This is a genomic window from Mycolicibacterium parafortuitum, from assembly GCF_002086815.1.
Taxonomy (GTDB): Bacteria; Actinomycetota; Actinomycetes; order Mycobacteriales; family Mycobacteriaceae; genus Mycobacterium; species Mycobacterium parafortuitum.
This window is the reverse complement of sequence record NZ_MVID01000039.1, coordinates 25,033-45,703: the sequence shown is the minus strand read 5'-3', so window position 1 is coordinate 45,703 and position 20,671 is coordinate 25,033. Positions and strand designations below refer to the sequence as shown.

The 20,671-nt window shown below is 68.6% G+C and carries 16 protein-coding genes; 10 read left to right on the top strand and 6 right to left on the bottom strand.

Annotated elements, in window-relative coordinates; all coding sequences use genetic code 11:
• Positions 1-164 precede the first annotated feature (164 nt).
• Positions 165-1,640 (bottom strand): carboxylesterase/lipase family protein, encoded by a 1,476-nt coding sequence (locus tag BST38_RS27335; protein WP_083146671.1) that lies wholly within the window; start codon positions 1,638-1,640, stop codon positions 165-167.
• A 76-nt stretch (positions 1,641-1,716) separates the two neighbouring features.
• On the opposite strand from BST38_RS27335, the gene ypfJ reads away from it, so the two are divergent.
• From ypfJ to BST38_RS27320, 3 genes are all read left to right on the top strand, one after another.
• Positions 1,717-2,604, top strand: a complete 888-nt coding sequence (gene ypfJ, locus BST38_RS27330; protein WP_083146670.1) for a KPN_02809 family neutral zinc metallopeptidase — start codon at positions 1,717-1,719, stop codon at positions 2,602-2,604.
• Positions 2,597-4,231 carry a DUF885 domain-containing protein gene (locus BST38_RS27325; RefSeq protein WP_083146669.1) on the top strand — a complete coding sequence of 545 codons (1,635 nt, stop codon included), beginning with the start codon at positions 2,597-2,599 and terminating at the stop codon, positions 4,229-4,231. Before ypfJ ends, BST38_RS27325 begins: the two co-directional genes overlap by 8 nt.
• A 66-nt stretch (positions 4,232-4,297) precedes the next feature.
• Positions 4,298-5,044 (top strand): SDR family oxidoreductase, encoded by a 747-nt coding sequence (locus tag BST38_RS27320; RefSeq protein WP_083146668.1) that lies wholly within the window; start codon positions 4,298-4,300, stop codon positions 5,042-5,044.
• Positions 5,045-5,057: 13 nt separating this feature from the next.
• Here the strand turns inward: BST38_RS27320 and BST38_RS27315 are convergent, their stop codons facing one another.
• Positions 5,058-5,954: an acyl-CoA thioesterase gene (locus BST38_RS27315; protein ID WP_083146667.1), complete on the bottom strand. Its 897-nt coding sequence runs from the start codon at positions 5,952-5,954 to the stop codon at positions 5,058-5,060.
• Between the two features lie 75 nt (positions 5,955-6,029).
• On the opposite strand from BST38_RS27315, the gene BST38_RS27310 reads away from it, so the two are divergent.
• The 4 genes from BST38_RS27310 (at position 6,030) to BST38_RS27295 (ending at position 10,470) form a co-directional block, all read left to right on the top strand.
• Positions 6,030-6,656 carry a TetR/AcrR family transcriptional regulator gene (locus BST38_RS27310; protein ID WP_083146666.1) on the top strand — a complete coding sequence of 209 codons (627 nt, stop codon included), beginning with the start codon at positions 6,030-6,032 and terminating at the stop codon, positions 6,654-6,656.
• Positions 6,657-6,787: 131 nt separating this feature from the next.
• Positions 6,788-8,017, top strand: a complete 1,230-nt coding sequence (locus BST38_RS27305; protein ID WP_083146665.1) for an amidohydrolase family protein — start codon at positions 6,788-6,790, stop codon at positions 8,015-8,017.
• A 33-nt stretch (positions 8,018-8,050) separates the two neighbouring features.
• Entirely contained in the window at positions 8,051-9,187 is a 1,137-nt protein-coding gene (locus BST38_RS27300) for an acyl-CoA dehydrogenase family protein (protein ID WP_083146664.1), read from the top strand.
• Positions 9,184-10,470: an acyl-CoA dehydrogenase family protein gene (locus BST38_RS27295; protein WP_083146663.1), complete on the top strand. Its 1,287-nt coding sequence runs from the start codon at positions 9,184-9,186 to the stop codon at positions 10,468-10,470. Before BST38_RS27300 ends, BST38_RS27295 begins: the two co-directional genes overlap by 4 nt.
• Positions 10,471-10,486: 16 nt before the next feature.
• Here BST38_RS27295 and BST38_RS27290 read toward each other — a convergent pair whose 3' ends face one another.
• On the bottom strand, positions 10,487-12,679 hold the full coding sequence (locus BST38_RS27290) for a hydantoinase B/oxoprolinase family protein (RefSeq protein WP_083146662.1): 2,193 nt from the start codon (positions 12,677-12,679) through the stop codon (positions 10,487-10,489).
• A 2-nt stretch (positions 12,680-12,681) separates the two neighbouring features.
• Positions 12,682-14,814 carry a hydantoinase/oxoprolinase family protein gene (locus tag BST38_RS27285; protein WP_083146661.1) on the bottom strand — a complete coding sequence of 711 codons (2,133 nt, stop codon included), beginning with the start codon at positions 14,812-14,814 and terminating at the stop codon, positions 12,682-12,684.
• Between the two features lie 66 nt (positions 14,815-14,880).
• Here BST38_RS27285 and BST38_RS27280 point away from each other — a divergent pair, with 66 nt between their 5' ends.
• The gene (locus BST38_RS27280; RefSeq protein ID WP_237160939.1) at positions 14,881-15,510 is read left to right on the top strand and encodes a TetR/AcrR family transcriptional regulator; all 630 of its coding nucleotides are present in this window, start codon (positions 14,881-14,883) and stop codon (positions 15,508-15,510) included.
• Here the strand turns inward: BST38_RS27280 and BST38_RS27275 are convergent.
• Entirely contained in the window at positions 15,473-16,738 is a 1,266-nt protein-coding gene (locus BST38_RS27275; protein ID WP_083146659.1) for a multidrug effflux MFS transporter, read from the bottom strand. The two genes, BST38_RS27280 and BST38_RS27275, sit on opposite strands and share 38 nt — an antisense overlap.
• A 74-nt stretch (positions 16,739-16,812) precedes the next feature.
• Between BST38_RS27275 and BST38_RS27270 the strand changes: the two genes are divergently transcribed.
• Complete coding sequence (locus BST38_RS27270) at positions 16,813-17,283, top strand: MarR family winged helix-turn-helix transcriptional regulator (RefSeq protein ID WP_083146658.1); 471 nt, start codon at positions 16,813-16,815, stop codon at positions 17,281-17,283.
• 6 nt (positions 17,284-17,289) lie between these two features.
• On the opposite strand, the gene BST38_RS27265 is transcribed toward BST38_RS27270, so the two are convergent.
• Positions 17,290-18,306, bottom strand: coding sequence for an Rv2578c family radical SAM protein (locus BST38_RS27265; protein ID WP_083146657.1), 1,017 nt, complete (start codon positions 18,304-18,306; stop codon positions 17,290-17,292).
• Between the two features lie 136 nt (positions 18,307-18,442).
• Here BST38_RS27265 and helR point away from each other — a divergent pair, with 136 nt between their 5' ends.
• The gene (helR, locus tag BST38_RS27260) at positions 18,443-20,650 is read left to right on the top strand and encodes an RNA polymerase recycling motor ATPase HelR (protein WP_083146656.1); all 2,208 of its coding nucleotides are present in this window, start codon (positions 18,443-18,445) and stop codon (positions 20,648-20,650) included.
• Positions 20,651-20,671 lie beyond the last annotated feature (21 nt).

Sequence of the window (20,671 nt, the reverse complement as noted above, 5' to 3'; positions counted from 1 at the left end):
TTCCGCTGCCGCTACCTCCTGTTCAAAGGCGACTTCGCCCACAACACACCCAGCACCAGCCCGTTCGCCCGCTTCGTCAACAACCCCCTCGAACCCGAAACCCTCCCACCAAACTGGCAACCCCCACCACCACCAAACAACAACCCCGACGAACCACCACCCTTTTAGTACACCGCTGCCCAAGCGCGACGCCGGTCCGCGTCCGGGTCGGGCGCGATGACATCGCGGGTCGACGTGATCAACCGGGTCAGCCGCTGCTCGGCCGTATAGAGCGGCCAGTCGGTCTCGCCGCCGTGGGCGAAGTCGAGCCAGGCCCGCTGCATCCGGCGGCCCACCCCGGGTTGGATCCGCCGGCCCAGCGGATGGAGTTTGCGCCCGACGAACGACTCGTAGCTGTGGTGGATGTGCACGATCTCGCTCCCGTGGGTCGCGCCCAACCCGAGCATGCGCAGGCTCAGCCCGAAGTGGTCGAACCGGTACATCCGGGTCGGGCCGTTACCGCTGTACGCGTCGGCGAACGCCCAGGTGGGACCGCCGAACATCGCGTCGGCACCGAATTCGACCAGCGCACTGCGCCGTGGATACCTCGGATATGCCTGCAGCACTTGCGCTTTTGCATCTGGAGCGGTCCGTTCGAAGAACCCGTCGATCGCCGCCCTCGTGGTCGGCAGCATCGGCGGTTTGGTCCACGCGAACATCGACGCCTCGTGGCTGTTGGTCCCGATGATCAGCGGCACCGGCGCCATCGCGCCCTCGCGGGCGGCGTCGATCGGGTGCAGCGGCAACAGCTCAGTGCCGTGCGTCAGTCCGTACGCCAGCGTCGGGGTGGTCCCGGCGCTCGTGAGCTGGACCAAGCCCGCGGCGCGGCGCAACTCGCGTTGCGGAAGCGCCTTCACCGCGGAGGCGTCGACGCCGAGGCGACGCAGGAACTCCTGACTGTTGGCCGCGCGCAACTCACGGTCGGCGATCAGCGGCAGCGCCGGGCTCTGCGCGATCGCGCGGCCGAACAGTCCGTGCGCGGCCGGCGAGGCCATCAGAGCCAGCACCGACGTCGCACCGGCCGATTCCCCGAACACGGTGACGCGGTGAGGGTCGCCGCCGAACGCCGCGATGTTGTCGCGCACCCACCGCAGCGCGGCGATCTGATCGCGCAATGCCAGATTGTCGTCGAAGCCGTCCCCAAGATCCCCGAGCTCGAACCCGCCGAACACCCCGATCCGGTAGGTCACGTTGACGACCACGACATTCCCGTTGGCCGCCAGCCGAGATCCGTTGTAGAGCTGGAATTGGCCGGCTCCATAGACGAACGCGCCGCCGGGGATCCACACCATGACCGGAAGCGATGCGGTGGTGTCCGGGGACCACACCGTCAGCGTCAGACAGGCCTCGTCGCGGGCCTTCGGATCGTCGCGCCCACCGCCGACGAACGACTTGGTCTGCGGGGGCAGCGGTCCGTGCTCAGTGGCGTCGCGCACCCCGGTCCACCGCGTGAGCGGTTGCGGCGCGCCGAACCGGCGTTCCGCGACGGGCTGCTCGGCGTACGGCACACCGCGCCACACGCCGACACCGGCCTCGACCGTGCCCCGAAGGTCACCCGACGGGGTGTGCAGGATCGTGGGATCTCCGGCGACGACGGCCACGCCCGAAATCGTAGTGTGCGAAGCTTGACCAGCCCGCAGACACGGGACCCGGGTCGACTCACACGGAGGTGGCGCGATGACCTTCAACGAAGGCATGCGGATCGACACCAGCACCACATCCTCCGGGGGCGGTCGCGGGCCCGGACGGGGCATCGCGGTCGGCGGCGGCCTCGGCGGACTGCTGATCGTGGTGGTGGCGCTGTTCCTGGGCGTCGACCCGAGCACGGTGGTCCCCGAGCAGCAGATGGACACCCAGGGTGTCGATGCGCCGGGATTCGACCTGAGCCAGTGCCAGACCGGTGCCGACGCAAACAGCATCGTCCAGTGCCGGGTGGTCGCGACGGGCAATTCGCTCGACGGGGTGTGGGCGGAGCTCATGCAGGGGTACACCCGCCCACATGTCAGGTTGTTCACCGGCGGGACCAACACCGGTGGCTGCGGATATGCCAGCAGCGCCGTCGGCCCGTTCTACTGCCCCGGCGACAAGACCGCGTACTTCGACACCGACTTCTTCGACACGCTGGTCACCGAATTCGGCTCCAGTGGAGGTCCGCTCGCCGAGGAGTACGTCGTCGCCCACGAGTTCGGCCACCACATCCAGAACCTGCAGGGGGTCCTCGGCCGCGCCCAGCAGGACCCGACCGGCCCGACCGGCGGCGGGGTGCGCACCGAACTGCAGGCCGACTGCTACGCCGGGGTGTGGGCGCACTACGCATCGATCACCAAGCAGGAGGGTACGGACGTGACGTTCCTGAAGCCGTTGACCGACAAGGACATCGCCGATGCGCTGTCCGCCGCGTCCGCGGTCGGCGACGACCGGATCCAGGAGCAGGCCACCGGCCGGGTCAGCCCGGAATCGTGGACGCACGGGTCGTCCGAACAGCGCCAGAAGTGGTTCACCACCGGTTACCGGACCGGCGACCCGGCCAAGTGCGACACTTTCGCGACGAACAACCTTGGCTAGGCCGACCACGGCCGTCGACGCCGTCGCCGAACGTTATCTGGACGTCTCAGCGGCGCTCGATCCCTGCGCGGCAACGGAATCCGGGATCAGCGGCTTCGACGACCAGATCACCGACTACTCCCCCGACGGCGTCGCGGCGCGCGTCGACGCGGCGAAGGCGGCGCTGCGCGAACTCGACGCGACCGAACCGGCCGACGCCGCCGACGTCGTCACCGCCGCCGCGATGCGCGAACGCCTCGGCGTGCTCGTCGAGCTGCACGACGCGGGCCTCGACGTCGGCGAGCTCAACGTCATCGCGTCACCGCTGCAGACGATGCGCGACGTGTTCGACCTGATGGCCACCGACACCGACGAGGACTGGGCGGTCATCGCGCGGCGGCTCGATCAGATCCCGCAGCGGGTGAGCGGGTACGCCGAGGCGTTGCGCCGGGCCGCGGCCACCGGGCACGCGCCGGCCGCGCGGCAGGTCCGCCGCGGCATCCAGCAGGCGGGCCAGATCGCTGAGTTGTTCGTCACGATGGTCGCCGGCGCCGCTCCCGACAACCCCCCGCTGCGTGCCGAACTTCAGCAGCGGGCCCAGGATGCCGCGAACGCGTACGCGTCGCTGACCACGGTGCTGCGCGACGAGATCGGACCGCACGCCCGTGACACCGACGGGTGCGGGCGGGACGCGTACGCGGTGATGTCGCGGTTGTTCCTCGGTGCCGCCGTCGATTTCGACGAAACCTACGCGTGGGGCATGGATCTGCTGGCCCGCATCGTCGCCGAACAGGACGAGATCGCCGAGCGGCTCTACCCCGGCGCGTCGGCGGCCGAGGCGCTGCGCCGGCTCGACGGCGAGGAGCGCTACCTGATCCACGGCACCGACGCACTGCAGAGCTGGATGCAGGAACTGTCCGACCGGGTGGTCGACGCGCTGGCCGACGAGCATTTCGACATCGACCCGGCGTTACGGAACCTGGAATGCCGAATCGCGCCGACGCAGACCGGGGGCATCTACTACACAGGCCCTTCGGAGGATCTGAGCAGACCGGGCCGAATGTGGTGGTCGGTGCCGCCGGGCGTGCACACGTTCCACACGTGGCAGGAGATGACGACGGTCTTCCACGAGGGAGTTCCCGGGCATCACCTGCAGATCGGCCGTGCCGTCGTGCTGGCCGATCAGTTGAACCGGTGGCGCAGGCTGGGCTGCTGGGTGTCCGGGCACGGCGAGGGGTGGGCGTTGTACGCCGAGCGCCTGATGGCCGAACTGGGTTGGCTGGAGGATGCCGGTAACCGGATGGGAATGCTTGACGCGCAGCGTTTCCGGGCCGCCCGCGTGGTGATCGACATCGGGGTGCACTGCGGCCTGAAGGCACCCGACGGCGGCACCTGGGACGCCGACCGCGCGTGGACGTTCCTGCAGACCCACAGCGCGATGGCCGAGGAGAACCTGCGCTTCGAACTCGACCGCTATCTGGGCTGGCCGGGCCAGGCGCCGTCGTATGCGATCGGCCAGCGGATCTGGCAGCAACTGCGCGACGACACGCTGGCCCGGGGAGTCTCACTCAAGGAGTTCCACAGCCGCGCATTGGATCTCGGCGGTCTCCCACTGGAGGTTCTGCAGTCGGCGGTGGCCGCGGCCTGATTCGCCCCTATCTGTCCCGCCGCTGCGGGGCTACCATCGGGCCAGGCCATGCGAAGGAGGCCGACGATGCGCATCGCAGTCGCAGGAGCAACGGGCAACATCGGTGCCCGCACCGCCGCGTTCCTCGGGCGTGACGGTCACGAGGTGGTCCCGATCAGTCGATCACAGGGCATCGACCTGTTGACCGGCGACGGCCTGGACGCGGCACTGACCGGTGTCGACGCGGTCGTCGACACCGTCAGCGCTCCGCCCACCGACCGGGACCGCACCGCCGAGTACTTCGGCACCACCACCGCCAATCTGCTGGCCGCCGAGCAACGCGCCGGGGTCGGTCACCACGTTCTGCTCTCGATCGTCGGCATTCACGGCATCGAGGGCAACGCGCACTATGCGGGCAAACGCGAACAGGAACGCCTGGTCGCCGCGCCGCAGGTGCCGTGGACGATCGTGCCCGCCACCCAGTTCCACGACTTCGCGGCGATGGTCGCGAGTTGGACCGAACAGGACGGGGTCGCCCCCATCGCCCCGCTGCTGGTGCAACCGATCGCCCCCGACGACATCGCCGAAGTGCTCGCCGAGGTCGCCGCGGGCCCACCTCGGGGCCGCCACGTCGACGTCGCCGGACCCGAGACGCAGGACCTCGTCGACATGGCCCGCCGGACGCTGGACGCGCGCGGGCACCCGGTCAAGCTGGTGCCGACGTGGTCGGGGATGTTCGGCGTCGCGATGGCCGGGAATGTGTTGCTCCCCACCGAGGATGCCCGCATCATGCCGACCACGTTCGAGCAGTGGCTCGCGGCGGAGGCCGGCTAGCAGCTCGGATCCTCTACAGCCGCGACTGCTCCTTGATCGCGGTGTCGGTGGTGCGCAGCGGGCGGATCAGCGCGTCCTGGGTGAACGACGCGATCAGCTCGCCCTCTTCGGTGTGCACCGCACCGCGCACGTAGGACATGCCGGACCCGACCTGGGTGCTCTCGTGGGTGTAGAGCAGCCAGCCGCCCCAGGTGACCGGCTCGTGGAAGCTCACCGACACCGTCATCGGCGCGGTCGACACGGTCAGGTGCGCCTGGGCGGTCCCGATCCCCTCGTGCGCGCGCATCGTCGTCGAAATGCCAAGGTGGCCGGTGAAATACGCGACCAGCGCCTTGGCGAGGTCGTCGCGTTCCGGGATCGGGTCGTAGCGCAGCCAGGCGTAAAGCTCGGGCGGCCCGACCTCGTCGGGGCTGTTGACGTCGACCACGTCGACCAGGCGCAGTTCACGCCCGGTCATCGGCATCGGTGACTCGTTGGCCTCGGCGGGGCCGGCCACGTCGGGTTTCGGGAGGTGATGGCGGATCACGTCACCGGTCGGCACGTCGGCCAGGATCGTGGTCGTGATGCAGCGCTTGCCATTCTGCTTGGCCGTCACGATCGCCGTTGCCGTGGAGCGGCCTTCGCTGACCACGTCGATCTCCAGCTCGACCGGACCGGCGGCCACCATCACCGCGCGGGCGAACACCGAGTACACCGACCGGATCGACTTGTCCGGAAAACGCTTGGCGGCGGCGACGATCGAGGCCGCGAGGATCTGGGTGCCCTCGACCACCTGTCGCTCGTCCTCACCAGCGGGCCCGGTCTGGGCGGTGAACGCGTTCTCTCCCGCGGGTTGCGCGTCGAACAGGTCGAGCAGCCCCTGAACCGTCCACTGCACCGACTCCGTCGTCTGCGCCGATTCCGTCGTCATCTGCCCAACCCCTCCGCTAGGTGACCGTCGTGGGAACAGTAACCGAGGTTCGCCGAAAGCGGTAACGTCATTACCATGTCTGCGAGGGCTCAGCCGAATGCCGCGGCGCCGCGCGACGCTGCGACCCGGGAGTCCCGCGCTTCTCGCTTCATGCGCTCCGCATTGGACATCCTGGGCGAGACGGGCAGAACCGATTTCACCGTGCTCGAGGTCGTGGAACGGTCGAAGACCTCGCTGCGGGCTTTCTACCAACACTTCTCGACCAAAGACGAACTACTGCTGGCTCTCGTCGAGACGATCATGGCCGACTCCACCGAGCGCTGGCGCGCCGAGACCGATCCGCTCTCCGGCGACGACGCGCTACGCCTGTTGATCGATCGGATCAGCGCCCCCGCGCAGTCCAGCACCCAGGACAGCATCAACCGGGGCCTGACCTATTACAACGACCACCTGCTGGAGAGCAGGCCGAAGGAGTTCGCGAAAGTCCTGGCGCCACTGCACCGGCTGGTCGGCGACATCCTGCGCCGCGGCATCGCCGACGGGACGTTCCGCGCCGATCTCGACGTTGACACCGACGCCGCGATCCTGATGCAGACCGTGCTGGGAACCCGTCGGCTGCGCGACCTCGGCGCCGACCTCAACGGCGTGCCGATCGAGGGCGACCATGTGTACGAGTTCTGTCTGCGCGCCATCCGGCGATGACCCTCTGAACTGGGAAAACACCGGCGATCCGCGATCTGGTGTCGTTACACATCTGCGTGGTAATGTCGTTACCACCGAGCCGGTAATGTGATTACCGTTTAATGCAAACACGCATGTCAGGAGCAGGCTTCATGCCGTCACGCATACTCGACTATCCGGTGTTCGACGCCGACAATCACTTCTACGAGCCCAAGGAAGCGCTGACGAAGTTCCTCCCGGACAAGCGCAAGGGCGTCATCGACTACATCGACGTGCACGGCCGCACCAAGATCATGGTGCGCAACCACATCAGCGACTACATCCCGAACCCGACGTTCGAGGTGGTCGCGCGCCCGGGCGCCCAGGAGGAGTACTTCCGCCACGGCAGCGGCGGCAAGAGCTTTCGCGAGATCATGGGCAAGCCGATGAAATCCATCCCGGCGTTCCGCGATCCACAGGCACGGCTTGAGGTGATGGACGGGCTCGGCCTGGACTACACGCTGATGTTCCCGACGCTGGCCTCGCTGGTCGAGGAACGCCTCAAGGACGACCCCGAGCTGATCCACGACATCATCCATGCGCTCAACGAATGGATGTATGAGACTTGGCAGTTCAACTACGAGGACCGGATCTTCTCGACGCCGGTGATCACACTGCCGATCGTCGACCGCGCGCTCGAAGAGCTCGAGTGGTGCCTGGAGCGCGGCGCCAAGACCGTGCTGGTGCGGCCGGCCCCGGTGCCCGGCTACCGCGGCACCCGCTCGTTCGGCACCGAGGAGTTCGACCCGTTCTGGCGGGCCTGCGTCGACGCCGGCATCCCGGTGGCGATGCACGCCTCCGACAGCGGATACGCCCAGTACCTCAACGACTGGGAGCCGGCCGACGAGTTTCTGCCGTTCCGGCCCACCGCATTCCGGATGGTCGCGATGGGCAAGCGGCCCATCGAGGACACCATGACGGCGCTGGTGTGCCACGGCGCGTTCACCCGCAACCCGGACCTGCGCATCCTGTCGATCGAGAACGGTGCATCCTGGGTGCCGTACCTGTTCTACCAGTTCAAAGACGTGTATTCGAAGATGCCGCAGGAGTTTCCGGAAGATCCGGTGGAGGCGTTCCGGCGCTGCGTGTACGTCGCGCCGTTCTGGGAGGACGATTTCAAGAAGATGGCCGACCTGTGTGGGATCGACCGGGTCATCTTCGGCTCCGACTGGCCGCACCCGGAAGGGCTGGCCGACCCGATCAACCTCGTCTCCGACCTGGAGGCTCACGGCCTCGACGACGAGGGCGTCCGAAAGGTGATGGGCAAGAACATGGTCGACCTGTTCGGAGTCGAGAACAAGGTCGTCTACAAGCCCGACGTGCCCGCGCTTGCGCTCACCTGACCTGCCGACGAGCGCTTGCGCGAGGAGCAAAAAATGACCGACCTGGCCAATCCAGAACAACTGCTGTTCGTCTCGACCACCCAGACGTTTCTGGAGAAGCAGGCGTCGCTGACCCACGTGCGCGGGCTGCACGCCTCCGGCGTGGCGTTCCAGCCCGAATGGTGGCAGCGCGCCGCCGAGCTCGGCTGGACCAGCCTGCTGGTACCCGAAGAGCTCGGCGGCGGAAGCGTTTCCGGCGACGGGGTGGCGGATCTGGCGCTGGTCGCCGAGCAGGTCGGCCACACCGTCGCCCCCGGGCCGCTGCACCCGGTCAGTGTGGTGCTTGCCGGGCTCGTCGAGGCACCCGAGGGCCACGAGGAGTCCATCGAGGCACTGATCTCCGGTGAGCTGGTCGCGTCCTGGGCCGTCTACGAACCCCGGCAGCCGTTCACCACATCCGCAGCGGCGACCACCGCGACCCGCACCGGATCCGGGTACCGCATCGACGGTGTCAAGGACCGTGTCGAGGCCGGCGCCGACAGCGGCGCCGTGCTCGTCGTCGCGACCTGCGACGGGCAGCTGCGCCAGTTCCTGGTGCCGACGGACGCCCCCGGCGTCACCGTCACCCCCCAGGAGTCGGTCGACCTCGTCAAGCGATATGCCCGAGTGCAATTCGACGGCGTCGAGGTTCCAGAGTCCGCGGCGGTGGGTTCGGCCGGGCAGACCGCTGCGATCATCGAGCGGCAGCGTCAGATCGCACTCGTGCTGCAGTGCGCCGAGATCGTCGGCATCCTCGACGCGGTGCTGGCCATGACCTACCAGTGGCTGAACGACCGGCACAGCTTCGGCCGCCCACTGTCGTCCTATCAGGCGCTCAAACACCGCGCCGCCGACATGAAGACATGGTTCGAGGCGTGCCGCGGCACCACCGCCGGTGCGGTGCGCGCCGTCGCCGACCGCTCCCCCGACGCCGAGAAGCTGGTCAGCGTCGCGAAAGCCTATGTGGCCGAACGCGCCCCGGTGATGCTGCAGGACGCCGTGCAGCTGCACGGCGGGATCGGCGTCACCTGGGAGCACGACCTGCACCTGTACCTGCGCCGGGTGGCGCTCTACCGCGCGGTCTTCGGATCTCCCGAAGACCATCATCGCGCCGTCTACCGGCTGAGCAAGAAGGCAGGGGTTCCGGCATGACCGACACCGTGACGTCGACCGAGACCACGGAATCCGTCGCGGATTTCGCCGCGCGGGCGCGCGCGTGGCTCGCCGACAACATGCCGCAGATCGATCCTGACAACCCGCCGTTCTCCGTGCGTGCCGACCAGGTGTCCTGGGATCGCGCCAAGGAACTCCAGAAGCGGTTGTACGAGGGTGGATTCGCCGGCATCTGCTTTCCCCGCGAGTACGGCGGGCTCGGGCTGGACTACGCCTACCAGCGTGCGTTCAACGCCGAATGCCGCAGCTACGAGATGCCGTTGATCCTCAACGTCCCGACGTTCACGATCTGCGCGGCGACCATTCTCGACATGGGCACCGAAGAGCAGAAACGCGAACGCATCTCGGCGGCGGTCCGCGGTGACGAGATCCTGTGCCAGTTGCTGTCCGAGCCCAGCGGCGGCTCCGACCTGGCCGGAGTGATCACCCGCGCGGACAAGCAGGGCGACAAGTGGGTCATCAACGGCGCCAAGACCTGGAGCACCAGTGCCTTCGCCGCCGACTACGGGCTGCTGCTGGCCCGCACCGACTGGACCGTGCCCAAGCACGAGGGCCTGACGATGTTCCTGGTGCCGCTCGACGCGCCCGGCATCACGATGCGCCGCATCAAGGAGGTCAACGGTAACGAGGAGTTCTGCGAAGAGTTCTTCGACGGCCTCGAACTCGGTGACGACGCGGTGGTCGGCGAGGTGAACAAGGGCTGGGAGGTCGCCACCCAGCAGCTGCACCACGAACGCCGGGCGGTCGGCGGTGGTTCGGAGTTCGCCAGCGGTACCGCGGCCGAGAACGCCAACGAGATGCCGCCGGACCATGTCGGGCTGGCCGAGGCCACCGGGCAGGGCGACGATCCGCGCATCCAGGACCTGGCCGGTCGCGCGCTGACCCGCCGCATCGTCAAGGAACAGCTGATCGACCATGTGTTCCGCAGCATCGGCACCGGCGCGCTGCCGCCCAACGCGGGCACGCTGATCCGGCTGTTCCACGCCGAGACCACCGAACTCGAGGTCGACACCGCGCTGGCGATCGCCGGCACCGCCGGGGTGATCGACGAGGGCCCCGGCAAGGACTTGAATGGCGCGCCGGAGCTCGAGGGCCTGCTCGACATCGGTGTGCGCTATCTGTCCCGCCAGACCGGGTCGATCGGCGGCGGCACGTCGGAGATGGCGCGCAACGTGATCGGTGAGCGCATCCTCGGGTTCCCCCGAGAGTTGGCCGCCGACAAGGGTGTTCCGTTCAACCAGGTCAAGCGCAACAAGAGCTGAGTTCTGCCGCGGGCGGCTAGTTGTCGGCGGGGAGCTCGAACTCGCGCAGTGGCGCGTCCTCGCGGGCCCGCACTTCAACAGCGAGCATCGCACCGCAGCCGGGGCAGGCGTAGCCGTCGGCACGCAGGCCGGGGTGCAGGCTCACCTTGGCGCCGAGATCCTGCTCGCCCAGTTCGGTGTGGCAGGCCTGCGGCTTCCAGTTCCGTGCCGCGGGGGCGAGCACGGTGCCGCAGTCACACGCCCACACCGCGGATTCCAGGCCGCGGGCCAGCACCAGGTGATCGCCGACCTTGATCGTCTTCTCCGGCAACACCGCACGCAGGTCGTGCGCGCCCGAAATCCTCGGCCAGCTCCTCCGCTCGGCCCGGGTCTGCGTGCGCAGCGTCTCGGTGGCCTCGACATCGACGGCGTCCCCGTCGATCACGACCCGGTAGTACCGCAGAGCAGCGTCGGCCGTGATCCGGCCGGCGCGCACGTCGGCCAGCACCGACTTCGGGTCGGCGTCGAGCGGATCGCCCCAGCCACCGCCGCCGTGGAAGCTCCAGTCCACGACATCGCCCGCGGAGAACATCAACTCGCCGGGTGAGCCGGTGAACACCTCCCGCTGACCGTCCAGCCCCGCGGAGGTGACCGGGCTGTGTCCGGCGGCCATCCTCTCGGCGGCGTCGGAGCCGCGCACGATGGTGATCTGGTGGGTGGAGCCGGGCAGGCCGCCGTGCACGCCGTAGGTCGACGGCATCGACACGCTGTGGCCCGCCATCACCGCGTGCATCGCATCGGTGTGGTGCAGCATGAAGCTCGACGCGACCGACATACCACCGTGGTGGCGTCCCGCTCCCCCGCCGTCGGTGTTCGCGTAGCGACCGAGATAGAGCACCGGGAAGATCGACTCCTCACCCTCGACATTGTTGAACTGCGCGGTCAGGATCTCGTGCGGCCCACGGTAATCCACACCGTCGGCGCCCACGTTGGCACCGCCGCCGCCGGCCAGCACCTCGGTCATCGCGCCGCCGAACGGCTCGCCGTACTGGTTGCGCCCGGCGATGTGACACACCATCAGCCCGCCGGTGGTGCCGCCCCGGGCCTCGCTGCGCAGCGCCGCGTCGGCGCTGACCAAGGTCGACACCGCGGCGCTGGCGGTGTTGCACACCATCGCGGTCGCGCCGACGGTCGCGGCGCCGCATGGCGCCGGGTGCCTGGCGTTGACGATGCTGCCCTCGGGCGCGGTCACCTCGATCGCGCGCATCACACCGCTGTTCCACGGGATGTCGTGGGCCAGCAGCGGCAGGATCGACGAGAACACGCCGCCGCGCAGCCCGGACATCGTGCAGTTGAAGAAGCCGGGGAGCTGTTCGGCGGTGTTGCCGTAGTCGAACACCAGCCGGTCGCCGTCCTTGCGCAGCTCGACTTCGATTCTGGCCAGGGTGCTTTCGTGGCCGTTATGGTCGAAGTAGCTGCGGGCGCGGGTCACCGCGTCGGGCAGGGCAGCCAGCCGCTCGCGCACCAGCGCCTCGGAGCGGTCCAGCATCGTCGTCATCACCATGCGTACCGTGTCGGCGCCGTACCGCTCGACCAGTTTGAACAGCCCCTGCTTGGCGTGGGTGTTCGCGGCGATCATCGCCTTGAGGTCCAGCCCCAGGTTGGCGGGCAGCCGGGACGCGGCCAGGATCAGATTCCACACATCCTGGCGGGTGCGGCCACCCTCGACGATCTTGGTGGGCGGTAGGACCAGGCCCTCCTGGTAGATCTCGCGGGCCGTCGGCGACCAGCTCGACGGGGTCATGCCGCCGATGTCGAGCACGTGCGCGCAGGTGCCGACCCAGCCGATGCGCTCACCGTTGGAGAACACGGGCTCGAGCATGGTGACGTCGGGCATGTGCAGCGCACCCTTGTACGGGTCGTTGGTGATGAACACGTCACCCTCGTCGATCCCGATCGTGTCGGTGCAGTCGGCGATGATGTGGCTCACCACCGTTTCCATCGAGCCGGAGTGAAAGAGGTTGTGCGGACCCATCGCAACGACCTCACCGCCGGCCAGGTACACGCCGGTGTTGCAGTCGTTGGCCTCGGTCACCAGCGGGGAGCCGGACACGTTCTTGAGCACGGCGGACTGCTGGGCGACGATCGCGGTGAGCCGGTTGCGGATGACCTCATAGGTGACGACGTCCACCTCGGGGGCCGCCTCGGCACGGTAAGCGGTGGTGGTCATGGTCAGTTGCCCTTCGGGTCGTTGTTGATGACGGTGTTCTCCAGGTCGTCGATGACCGCGCTCTGGCCGAGTCCGACGAAGATGGTGGTGCCGGGGTGCTCGATGACCGCCGGTCCCCGCACCCGGTCCCCCGGCCGCAGCTCGGTGCCCCGCACGACGTCGGCCATCACCAGGCCGTGGTCGCGGCCGAGGTACACCGGGCGCGACGCCGGCATGTGACCCTGTCCGGCACCGGCGCTGACGACGCGGGTGACGCGCGGCTTGTCGAGTGCACCCTTGGCCTGCACCCGCAGCGACACGATCTCGACGCCGGCGCCCAGGAACAGCGCCTCGCTGCCGTAGAGCTCGACGAACTGTCTCTCGAACGCGGTCAGCAAGCGAGCGATCGCGTCGGAGTCGACGCGGCCGGGTTGCACTGGGACGCTGAGGGTTTTGTTCTGCATCCGGAACCGGACTTCGGCGAAACGGGCGATGCTGATCCGCTCGGGGGCCGCGCCGCCTTCGAGCAGTTCCTTGCCGACCTCGGCTTCGAGTTCGGCGAAGTGCCGGTTGAAGCGTTCCGGGTCGAACGCGTCGACCGTGCCGTGCCAGGTGGTCGAGTGCATCGGGTCGGAGATCTCGGCCGAGGTGTGCAGGTCGCTCATCGCGGCGCCGAACGCGGAGTGCACGGTCGCGGTGGCGGGCACGATGATCGACTGGGCGCCGAGTTCGGCGCCGAACTGGTGGCAGTGCGATCCGCCGGCACCGCCGTAGGCGAAGACGACGAAGTCGCGGGGGTCGTGGCCCTGTCCGACGGTCAGGGTGTCCAGCAGGTCGGCCATCCGGTGGTCGGCGATGGATTTGATGCCGGCCGCGGCTTCCTGCACCGAAATGCCCAGCGGCGCAGCGATCTTGTCGTGCATGGCGCGCTCGGCGCCGTCTCGGTCGAGCTCGAAGGATCCGCCGAGGAAGTAGGCGGGGTCGATGATGCCGAGCACCACGTCGGCGTCGGTGACGGTGGGTTCGGTGCCGCCGCGGCGGTAGCAGACCGGGCCGGGCATCGAGCCGGCGCTGGTCGGGCCGACGACGAGCTGGCCGCCGATCACCCGGGCGATGGATCCGCCGCCCGCGCCGATCGCGGTCACCTTCACGGCGGGCTTGAGCACCCGGTAGCCGTTGACCTCCTGGTAGGTCTGCACGACGGGCTCGTAGTCGGTGATCATGCCGACGTCGAAGGAGGTGCCACCCATGTCGGTGGTCAGCACGTTCGGGGTGCCGATCTGGCGGGCCAGCTGCGCGCTGGCCAGCACGCCCCCGGCCGGGCCGGAGGTCAGCACCGACACCGCGGTCTCGCCGCAGCGCTGCGGGGTGATGACGCCGCCGCCGGAGTCGAGGATGCGCAGCGAGCCTTTCAGCCCGCGCTCGCGGAGCGAGGCGTCGAGCTTGGTCATGTAGTCGCGCACGGCGGGTCCGAGGTAGGCGTTCAGCGCGGTGGTCGCGGTGCGCTCGTATTCGCCGAGCACCGGGGCGAGCTCGCTGGAGATGGTCAGGTACACGTCGGGGGCCATCTCGCGGACGATCGCGGCGACGCGCTGTTCGTGGGCGGGGTTGCGGAACGACCACAGCAGGCACACCGCGATCGCGCGCACGTTGTCGTCGAGCAGCGTCTGCACCTGCGCGCGGACGTCTTGTTCGTCGAGGGCGACGATGATGTCACCGCGATAGTCGACACGCTCGGTGACCTCGCGGATCAGCGGCCGGGGCACGACGGGTTCAGCGACGCTGCGCTGTGAGTCGTGCATGATCTCGTGCAGTTCGCGGCCGATCCAGTGGCCGTGCGCGCGCTGCATCAGGATCGCGTCGCCGAAGCCCTTGGTGGTGATGATGCCGGTGCGCACGCCTTTGCGTTCGATCAGCGCGTTGGTCGCGACGGTGGTACCGAGCCCGAAGTAGACGACCTCGGCCAGGATGGCACCCGGGGCCAGGCCGAGCTCCTGTTCGGCCAGCGCGAGCGCGTTGTTCACCCCTTCGGACGGATCATGGGGTGTGGTCGGCGTTTTCAGCAGCCGCGCGGTTCCCGAGTCGTCGAGCAGAACGGCGTCGGTGAACGTGCCGCCGATGTCGATACCGACGGAATAACGAGTGGACGCCGACATGGCGAGTAACCCCTGTTCTGAGATGGATTCCGGCCCGCAGATGTACGGCCGATAAACTCACTTTACATGCTGTTGCGCGAGTTTCCCCAGTGTAAAGTCAGTCACATGGCCACCCTGCGAGAGGCGCAGAAGCAACAAACCCGTCGCCTGCTACTCGACACCGGCCTCGCCCTGATCGGCGAAAAGGGTTACGCCTCAACGACCATCGATGACATCGCGGCAGCCGCGGGCACCACACGCACGACCTTCTACCTGCACTTCGCCTCGAAGGCGGCGCTGATCAAAGAACTTCTCGCCGAGGCCGACGCGATCCTGACCGCCGAAGACGACCCATCCCTGGCGGCCGTGGTGAAGTCCGGTGACCCGGAACTCGTACGGGACTGGCTCGGCCACAAGTTCGATCAATGGTCGACGGTGGGGCCCTACCTGCTGGCGGCACACCAGGCTGAGGCGAGTGAACCGGAGGTCGCGGCGACCATCGCGTCGTGGTTCGACGGAACGATCGCCGCGATCCGCTCCGGGCTGGACGAGGCACATCGCTTCGACGAACAAACCCGTTGGGCCCGAAGCGCTTTGGCGTTCGGGCAGTTCGAGTTCGTCTCGCGGCGGTTCTTCAGCAGGGGCTGGGAAGTCGACCGCCAGGTCCTGCTGACCACGCTCACCGACTCGTGGTGCCACCTACTGGTACAGGACTGAGCACCTGGGGGTCGTCGGCTTTCGCCGCGCCGCGGGCCAGTCCGAACAGTGCGGCAGCGGCCAGCACGGCACCGACGAACATCATCACGCCCATCGGGACGGCACTGTGCGAACCCGCCAGGCCCACCAGCGGCGACGCGGCCGCACCGGTGGCGTACTGCAGGAAGCCCAGCACCGCGGACCCGGTGCCCGCGGTGTCGCGAGCCTCACCGATCGCCAGCGTGGTCGCGTTGGCGTAGATGAACCCGAGGGTTCCCATGAAGCACGCCATCAGCGCGATGGTCGCCCACGGTGTCACACCGCCGACGGTGACGTTGAACAACTGCAGGGCCGTGATGACCAACATCGCGCAGATTCCGCCGGTCAACAGAGCCCGGGGCGCCACGGTGCGCACCAATCGCGCGTTGATCACCCCGGACGCCGCCACCGCCAGCGCGCATGCGCCGAAGGTCAGCGAGTACGCCCGCGGCGACATGCCGAGAATGTTCTGCAACACGAACGGCGACGCCGAGATATAGGAGAACATCGCACCCGACGCACAGCCCAGTGTCAGCGTGTATCCCATGAACCTGCGGTTGCCGAGCACCGAGACCGCGCTGCGCCCAAACGCTTTCAGCCCCGCCGGCCGGCGGCGGTGGGCGGGCAGCGATTCACCCGCCATGAAGTACGCGCCGAGCAGCATCAACACGTTGAGCATCGCCAGCGCGACGAACACCGCCCGCCAGCCGAGCGTGGCCACCACCTGCCCGCCCAGCACCGGCGCGATGATTGGAGCCAGCACGCCGATCACCATCATCACCGAGAACAACTGCGCGGCGCGGGCACCCTGGGTGCGGTCGGCGATGATCGCGCGGGCGATCACCACTCCCGCCGCGCCCGCGAAGCCCTGCACGAAGCGCAGAGCGATGAGAATCTCGATCGACGGGCTGATCGCGCACAGCAGGCTGGCCGCGAGGCAGATCACGATGCCGACCAGCAGTGGCGTGCGCCGGCCCAGCCGGTCCGACAGCTGACCGATGAACAGCTGTCCGCTGGCGAGCCCGATCAGAAAGGACGTCAGGGTGAGCTGAACCACCGAGGCCGAGGTGCCGAATTCCTCGGCGATCGCCGGAAACGCCGACATGTACATGTCGACGGAGAACGGGGTCACCGCGGTCAGCAGGGCGAGAATCAGGACGAGCGGGATCGTCGGTGGCGTGGTCGCCGGAGCAGGCGTGCGCAAGAACAAGACAACCTCGTGGTATCGGGAAGACAAATAGTTATCTTATGATACATATAACGACATAACTTCTGGAGTGTGAGATGGCCGACGATCCTCCGCCCGGTGCCGAGCAGCTCCGCGAGCTCGCGCTGGCACTGCACGACGTGTCCTGGCGCATCGCCCGTTTCGGCCCCGCCCAGGCCGGCGTCGATCCGCTGCCCGCCTCCGAACTCGCGGTGTTGCGCACGGTGATGGATCACCCCGACCGACCGATGTCCGAAGTGGCCCAGACGCTGTCGATGCAGCCGAGCAACGTCAGTGCCGCGGTGCGCAATCTGCTGGAGCGCGGACTCGTCGAGAAACATCCCCATCCCCACGACCGGCGGGTCAGCCTGCTCTCCCCCACCCGCAAGGCGCTGCGCAACCGCGACCGGATCGAGGAGACGATCGCGGCGACGGTGTCGGCCGCCCTCGGGGCGATCCCCGCCGAGCACGCCGAGGCATTGACCGGCGCCCTTCCCGCCCTGCGAGCATTGGCAGCCGCGCTCGGATCCCAGACCTGGCGGCTCTAGCCGGCCTCAGAACAGCGTCGGCTGGAGCGGTTCGACAGCCGCCGGCACCGCATCCAGGGCGGGGGTGCCCATTCGCGGCGCACCGACCAGGCCGTGCTTGGCCATCAGCGGTGCCGCCGTGCGCGCCAGTTCGGCGCGGTACTCGGCGGGCAGGTAGGCGCCGCGGCGGTAGAGCCGGCGGTACTCACCGACCAGATCCGGATAGGTCCGCGCCAGCCAGTCCATGAACCAGCCGCGGGTACTGCCCCGCAGATGAAGGCCGAACACCGTGGCGCTGGTCGCTCCGGCCGCCGCGATGCGACCCAGCAGGTCATCGAGATGATCGGCCGAATCGGTCAGCCCCGGCAGCACCGGGGCCACCATCACATGGCATCGCAGGCCCGCCTCGCGAATCGCCGAGATCAGCTGAAGCCGCGCCTCCGGGGTCGGGGTGCCGGGTTCCACGCGGCTGTGCAGTGTCGGATCCCCGACGGCCAGCGACACCGCGACGCTGACGTCGACCCGGCGCGCGGCATCTCGCAACTGCGGCAGGTCCCGGCGTAGCAGGGTGCCCTTGGTCAGGATCGAGAACGGAGTGCCGAAATCGGTCAGGGCGCCGATGATGCCCGGCATCAGCGCATACCGCCCCTCGGCCCGCTGGTACGGATCGGTGTTGGTGCCCAGAGCGACGGTCTCGCGCGCCCAGGACGGACGGCGCAGTTCACGGCGCAACACCTCGGCGACGTTGGTCTTGACCACCACCTGGGTGTCGAAGTCGCGACCGCTGTCGAACTCCAGGTACTCGTGGGTGGGCCGGGCGAAACAGTACCGGCACGCGTGCGAACACCCGCGGTAGCCGTTGACGGTGAACCGGAACGGCAGCATGGAGGCCACCGGGATCTTGTTCAGCGCCGTCTTGCACAACACCTCGTGAAAGGTGATTCCGTCGAATTGCGGGGTACGCACACTGCGCACCAGTCCGACACGCTGCAGGCCCGGCAACGCACCGTCGTCGACCGCGATGCCTTGACCTGCCCAGCGCATACGCTATGCGAACATACGTTCGATCGAGTGTCAAGTATCCGCTTCACCCTCCACCGTACCGCCGGGACCGGGACTTGCGGCAAGGCCGGGGTCATGGCGCAGAATCTCACCCTCAGCGCAAAACCGTAAGGGGCACATGTCAACTCAGAACCCGACTTCCTACCAGGCCGAGCTGCAGTCCGAACGCGAGTACGTCGACGGGCTCTACGCCCGGCTGGATGCAGAGCGGGCCCGGGTCAAGAAGCGGTACAGCGAGGCCCTGCGCGGGGACGTCGACACCCAGAACGGCGCGACCCTGCTGGCCCGCGATGCCGAGGTGCGCGCCACCGCGGCCCAGATGGACCGGCTCAACGTCGCCGATGCCGGGCTGTGCTTCGGTCGGCTGGACACCGTCGACGGTGAGCGCCTCTACATCGGCCGCATCGGGTTGCTCGACAGCGCGAACGAGCACGAATCGCTGCTGCTGGACTGGCGGGCGCCGGCGGCCCGGGCGTTCTACGTCGCCACCGGCGCCCACCCCGAGGGCATGCGTCGGCGCCGGCAGTTCCACAGCCTCGGCCGCCGGCTGCTCGACTTCACCGACGAGGTGTTCGGCCGCCCGCTCGACGGCGACGCCGGCGCCCAGCCGGACGGTTCCGACGTGGCCCTGCTCGCCGCGGTCAACGCCCCGCGCGGCGACGGGATGCGCGACATCGTGGCCACGATCCAGGCCGAGCAGGACGCGATCATCCGTCTCGACCACCCCGGTGTGCTCGTCATCGAGGGCGGGCCGGGCACCGGCAAGACCGTCGTCGCATTGCACCGCGTCGCGTATCTGCTCTATACCCAGCGCAAGCGGATGGAGAGCCACGGCGTCCTCGTCGTCGGACCCAACACCGCGTTCCTGCGCCACATCGGCCGGGTGCTGCCGTCGCTCGGTGAGACCAATGTGGTGTTCATGACGACCGGCGACCTGGTACCCGGCCTGCACGTCAGCGCCGAGGACGACCCCGACGCGGCGCGGGCGAAAGGCTCGCTGGCCATCCTCGACGTGCTCGCCGCGGCCGTCGCCGACCGGCAGTGCGTGCCGGACGAGCCGCTGCCGATCGACCTGTCCGACGTGTCGATCGCGGTCACCGCCGACATCGCGGAGTGGGCGGTGCAGGAGGCCCGTGCCACCGAGCAACCCCACAACGACGCGCGCACCACCTTTGTCGACGTGCTGACCTGGGCCCTGACCGAACGGGCGGTCGCCAAGATCGGCCGCGGCTGGCTCACCCGGCAGGACCGCGCGGCGTGGGAACATCTGCGCGCGGACCTGATCGACGAGCTCGAGGACAATGCCGCGTTCAAGGCCGCTTTGGATCGGCTGTGGCCGGCGTTGACACCGGAAACACTTCTCGCCGAATTGTATTCGTCACACGAGCGACTGAAGGCCGCAGGCGCGGACCCGGCGCTGTATCGCGAGGACGGCGCCGCCTGGACCCTGTCGGACATCCCGCTGCTCGACGAACTCGTCGACCTACTGGGCCGGGACCGGACCGGCGAGGAGGCCGCAGAACAGCAGCGCCGCGAGGAAGCGGCCTATGCCGCAGGCGTTCTCGACCTGATGATCGGGCGCGAGGACATCATGGACGACGAGGACCAGCTGATGGCCCAGGACGTCATCGCCGCCGAGGACCTCGCGGAACGCTTCCTGGAGCGCGACAACCGCGAACTCGCCGAACGCGCTGCCGCGGACCGGGATTGGACCTACGGGCACGTGGTGGTCGACGAGGCGCAGGAGCTCTCGGAGATGGACTGGCGGGTGCTGATGCGGCGGTGCCCGAGCCGGTCGTTCACCATGGTCGGAGATCTCTCACAACGACGCTCCCCCGCCGGGGCGACGTCATGGGACCCGGTGCTCGAACCCTATGTGCCCGGCCGGTGGGTATACCGGACGCTGACGGTGAACTACCGCACCCCGGCCGAGATCATGGACGTCGCGGCCGCGGTGCTCGCCGAGTTCGCGCCGGCCGTCGCCCCACCGGAATCGGTGCGCTCCACGGGTGTTCCGCCGTGGGCACGGCAGGTCGGCGACGACGAACTGGCCTCGGCGATCGACGATTTCGTGCGCGAGGAGCAGACGCGCGACGGCACGCACGTCGTCATCGGACCCCCGGGGGTGCCCGGCGCGGTGGCGCCGACCGAGACCAAGGGGCTGGAGTTCGACGCCGTGCTGGTGGTGTATCCGGAACGCATCCTCGCCGAGGGGTCGCGCGGGGCGGCCGACCTGTACGTCGCCCTGACCCGCGCGACACAGCGCCTCGGCGTGCTGCACCGCGATCCGTTACCGCCTTCCCTATCCGGGCTGCGGCGGGTCTAGATCGGGTCTAACTCTGGTCTA

Bases quoted from the DNA above. Each gene is read 5' to 3' on its own strand.
- BST38_RS27265 (WP_083146657.1), bottom strand. From the start codon at position 18,306: ATGCGCTGGGCAGGTCAAGGCATCGCGGTCGACGACGGTGCGTTGCCG.
- BST38_RS27285 (WP_083146661.1), bottom strand. From the start codon at position 14,814: ATGTCGGCGTCCACTCGTTATTCCGTCGGTATCGACATCGGCGGCACG.
- BST38_RS27305 (WP_083146665.1), top strand. From the start codon at position 6,788: ATGCCGTCACGCATACTCGACTATCCGGTGTTCGACGCCGACAATCAC.
- BST38_RS27290 (WP_083146662.1), bottom strand. From the start codon at position 12,679: ATGACCACCACCGCTTACCGTGCCGAGGCGGCCCCCGAGGTGGACGTC.
- BST38_RS27310 (WP_083146666.1), top strand. From the start codon at position 6,030: ATGTCTGCGAGGGCTCAGCCGAATGCCGCGGCGCCGCGCGACGCTGCG.
- BST38_RS27280 (WP_237160939.1), top strand. From the start codon at position 14,881: ATGCTGTTGCGCGAGTTTCCCCAGTGTAAAGTCAGTCACATGGCCACC.
- BST38_RS27270 (WP_083146658.1), top strand. From the start codon at position 16,813: ATGGCCGACGATCCTCCGCCCGGTGCCGAGCAGCTCCGCGAGCTCGCG.
- helR (WP_083146656.1), top strand. From the start codon at position 18,443: ATGTCAACTCAGAACCCGACTTCCTACCAGGCCGAGCTGCAGTCCGAA.
- BST38_RS27295 (WP_083146663.1), top strand. From the start codon at position 9,184: ATGACCGACACCGTGACGTCGACCGAGACCACGGAATCCGTCGCGGAT.
- BST38_RS27315 (WP_083146667.1), bottom strand. From the start codon at position 5,954: ATGACGACGGAATCGGCGCAGACGACGGAGTCGGTGCAGTGGACGGTT.
- BST38_RS27320 (WP_083146668.1), top strand. From the start codon at position 4,298: ATGCGCATCGCAGTCGCAGGAGCAACGGGCAACATCGGTGCCCGCACC.
- ypfJ (WP_083146670.1), top strand. From the start codon at position 1,717: ATGACCTTCAACGAAGGCATGCGGATCGACACCAGCACCACATCCTCC.
- BST38_RS27300 (WP_083146664.1), top strand. From the start codon at position 8,051: ATGACCGACCTGGCCAATCCAGAACAACTGCTGTTCGTCTCGACCACC.